This window comes from Flavobacterium rhizosphaerae, assembly GCF_046000445.1.
Taxonomy (GTDB): Bacteria; Bacteroidota; Bacteroidia; order Flavobacteriales; family Flavobacteriaceae; genus Flavobacterium; species Flavobacterium rhizosphaerae.
On the sequence record NZ_JBELPZ010000034.1, the window covers coordinates 1 to 3,237 of the forward strand.

A 3,237-nucleotide genomic window follows, 5' to 3' on the forward strand; every position below is an offset into this window, starting at 1 on the left:
AAAAAAAATCCCCTATCCATAAGGATAGGGGATTTATATAAGAAGGCGATGACATACTCTCCCACAAACTGCAGTACCATCTGCGCAGGCGGGCTTAACTTCTCTGTTCGGGATGGGAAGAGGTGAGCCCCGCCGCAATAATCACCTTAAAAGGTTCATTGCTTTGGGCAATGTGTTTATTGATACCCCCCTGTAAAGGGGCAGGTAACCATAAACCAATATCTTAACATACTGAGATAAAGAAGCAAGTGTTGTTTTTCTTTCAGAAAGCCATCCCCGGCCCCTGGGGGCCGGTGGGTGTATACAATAAGCTTACGGGTTATTAGTACTACTCGGCTATGACATTACTGCCTTTACACCTATAGCCTATCAACGTGGTCATCTTCCACGACCCTTAAAAGAAATCTCATCTTGTGGTGGGTTTCGCGCTTATATGCTTTCAGCGCTTATCCCTTCCGAACGTAGCTACTCTGCGATGCCCCTGGCGGAACAACAGATACACCAGCGGTTCGTCCGACTCGGTCCTCTCGTACTAGAATCAGATCCACTCAAATTTCTAACGCCCGCAGTAGATAGAGACCGAACTGTCTCACGACGTTCTGAACCCAGCTCGCGTGCCACTTTAATGGGCGAACAGCCCAACCCTTGGGACCTTCTCCAGCCCCAGGATGTGACGAGCCGACATCGAGGTGCCAAACCCCCCCGTCGATGTGAGCTCTTGGGGGAGATCAGCCTGTTATCCCCGGCGTACCTTTTATCCTTTGAGCGATGGCCCTTCCATACGGAACCACCGGATCACTATGCTCTACTTTCGTACCTGATCGGCCTGTATGCCTCTCAGTCAAGCTCCCTTATGCCATTGCACTCTACGCACGGTTACCAAGCGTGCTGAGGGAACCTTTAGAAGCCTCCGTTACTCTTTTGGAGGCGACCACCCCAGTCAAACTACCCACCAAGCAATGTCCCGCGCTTTACGCGGTTAGGCTTCAGATAAGCAAAGGGTGGTATTTCAACAATGACTAACCTACGCCTGGCGACGCAGGATCGAAGTCTCCCACCTATCCTACACATCACTTATCCAAAGTCAATACTAAGCTATAGTAAAGGTGCACAGGGTCTTTTCGTCCCACTGCGGGTAATCGGCATCTTCACCGATACTACAATTTCACCGAGCTCATGGCTGAGACAGTGTCCAGATCGTTACACCATTCGTGCAGGTCGGAACTTACCCGACAAGGAATTTCGCTACCTTAGGACCGTTATAGTTACGGCCGCCGTTTACCGGGGCTTCAATTCAATGCTTCTCCGAAGATAACATCTCCTCTTAACCTTCCGGCACCGGGCAGGTGTCAGGCCCTATACGTCATCTTTCGATTTTGCAGAGCCCTGTGTTTTTGATAAACAGTCGCCTGGACCTTTTCACTGCGGCCCACATTGCTGTGGGCGACCTTTTTCCCGAAGTTACAGGTCAATTTTGCCTAATTCCTTAGCCATGAATCTCTCGAGCGCCTTAGAATACTCATCCCAACCACCTGTGTCGGTTTGCGGTACGGGCTGCTTTACTCGCTTTTCTTGGAAGTCGCTTCTCAGGATTATCACCGCAGCCGTAGCTTTAGTGTACTATCGGGGTATTACTACTCCCTTCAACGTGCAATTCCGTCTGCACGCACCTAATATACGCCTCCGTCACTTTTGTTGTAAGCAGGTACAGGAATATTAACCTGTTGGCCATCCACTACCCCTTTCGGGTTCGCGTTAGGACCCGACTAACCCTCAGCTGATTAGCATAGCTGAGGAAACCTTGGTTTTTCGGCGTGCGGGTTTCTCGCCCGCATTATCGTTACTTATGCCTACATTTTCTTTTCTATACGCTCCAGCAATACTCGCATATCACCTTCAACGCACATAGAATGCTCCCCTACCACTTTTATAAAGTCCATAGCTTCGGTAGTATGCTTATGCCCGATTATTATCCATGCTCGTCCGCTCGACTAGTGAGCTGTTACGCACTCTTTAAATGAATGGCTGCTTCCAAGCCAACATCCTAGCTGTCTGGGCAGACAAACCTCGTTTTTTCAACTTAGCATACATTTGGGGACCTTAGCTGATGGTCTGGGTTCTTTCCCTCTCGGACATGGACCTTAGCACCCATGCCCTCACTGCTGGTAAACATTTTATAGCATTCGGAGTTTGTCAGGAATTGGTAGGCGGTGAAGCCCCCGCATCCAATCAGTAGCTCTACCTCTATAAAACTTATGCCAACGCTGCACCTAAATGCATTTCGGGGAGTACGAGCTATTTCCGAGTTTGATTGGCCTTTCACCCCTACCCACAGGTCATCCGAAGACTTTTCAACGTCAACCGGTTCGGTCCTCCACTATGTGTTACCACAGCTTCAACCTGCCCATGGGTAGATCACACGGTTTCGCGTCTACCATTACCGACTAAAACGCCCTGTTCAGACTCGCTTTCGCTACGGATCCGTATCTTAAATACTTATCCTTGCCGGCAACGGTAACTCGTAGGCTCATTATGCAAAAGGCACGCCGTCACCCAACTTGTGGGCTCCGACCGCTTGTAGGCGCATGGTTTCAGGATCTATTTCACTCCGTTATTCACGGTTCTTTTCACCTTTCCCTCACGGTACTGGTTCACTATCGGTCTCTCAGGAGTATTTAGCCTTAGCGGATGGTCCCGCCAGATTCAGACAGGGTTTCTCGTGCCCCGCCCTACTCAGGATACTGCTATCTATTACATTCATTACCCGTACGGGGCTATCACCCTATATCGCTTACCTTTCCAGGTAATTCCGGTTCTGTTTGCATAAAATGTCGCAGTCCTACAACCCCGGATATGCCGTAACATAGCCGGTTTGGGCTCTTCCGCGTTCGCTCGCCACTACTAACGGAATCACTTTTGTTTTCTCTTCCTCCGCCTACTTAGATGTTTCAGTTCAGCGGGTTCGCCCCCTTGCGGGTACTATGCCTTCAACATAGTGGGTTGCCCCATTCGGAAATCTTCGGATATAATCTGTATGTGCCAGTCCCCGAAGCTTATCGCAGCTTATCACGTCCTTCTTCGCCTCTGAGAGCCACAGGCATCCCCCATGCGCCCTTATTTTGCTTATTGTGCTTTTGAGCAATCAGCTGTCAGCTAATAGCTGTCAGCCGAAAGCTGCTTGTGCTTTCTAATTTCTTAAAATTCTACTTTGTTTCTTATCTCAATATGTCAATGAAC

At 49.3% G+C, this 3,237-nt stretch carries 2 rRNA genes; both read right to left on the minus strand.

Annotated elements, in window-relative coordinates:
* Positions 1-40: 40 nt before the first annotated feature.
* Positions 41-149, minus strand: a 5S ribosomal RNA gene (rrf, locus tag ABS766_RS16625).
* Positions 150-302: 153 nt separating this feature from the next.
* A 23S ribosomal RNA gene (locus ABS766_RS16630) occupies positions 303-3,129 on the minus strand.
* Between the last annotated feature and the right edge of the window lie 108 nt (positions 3,130-3,237).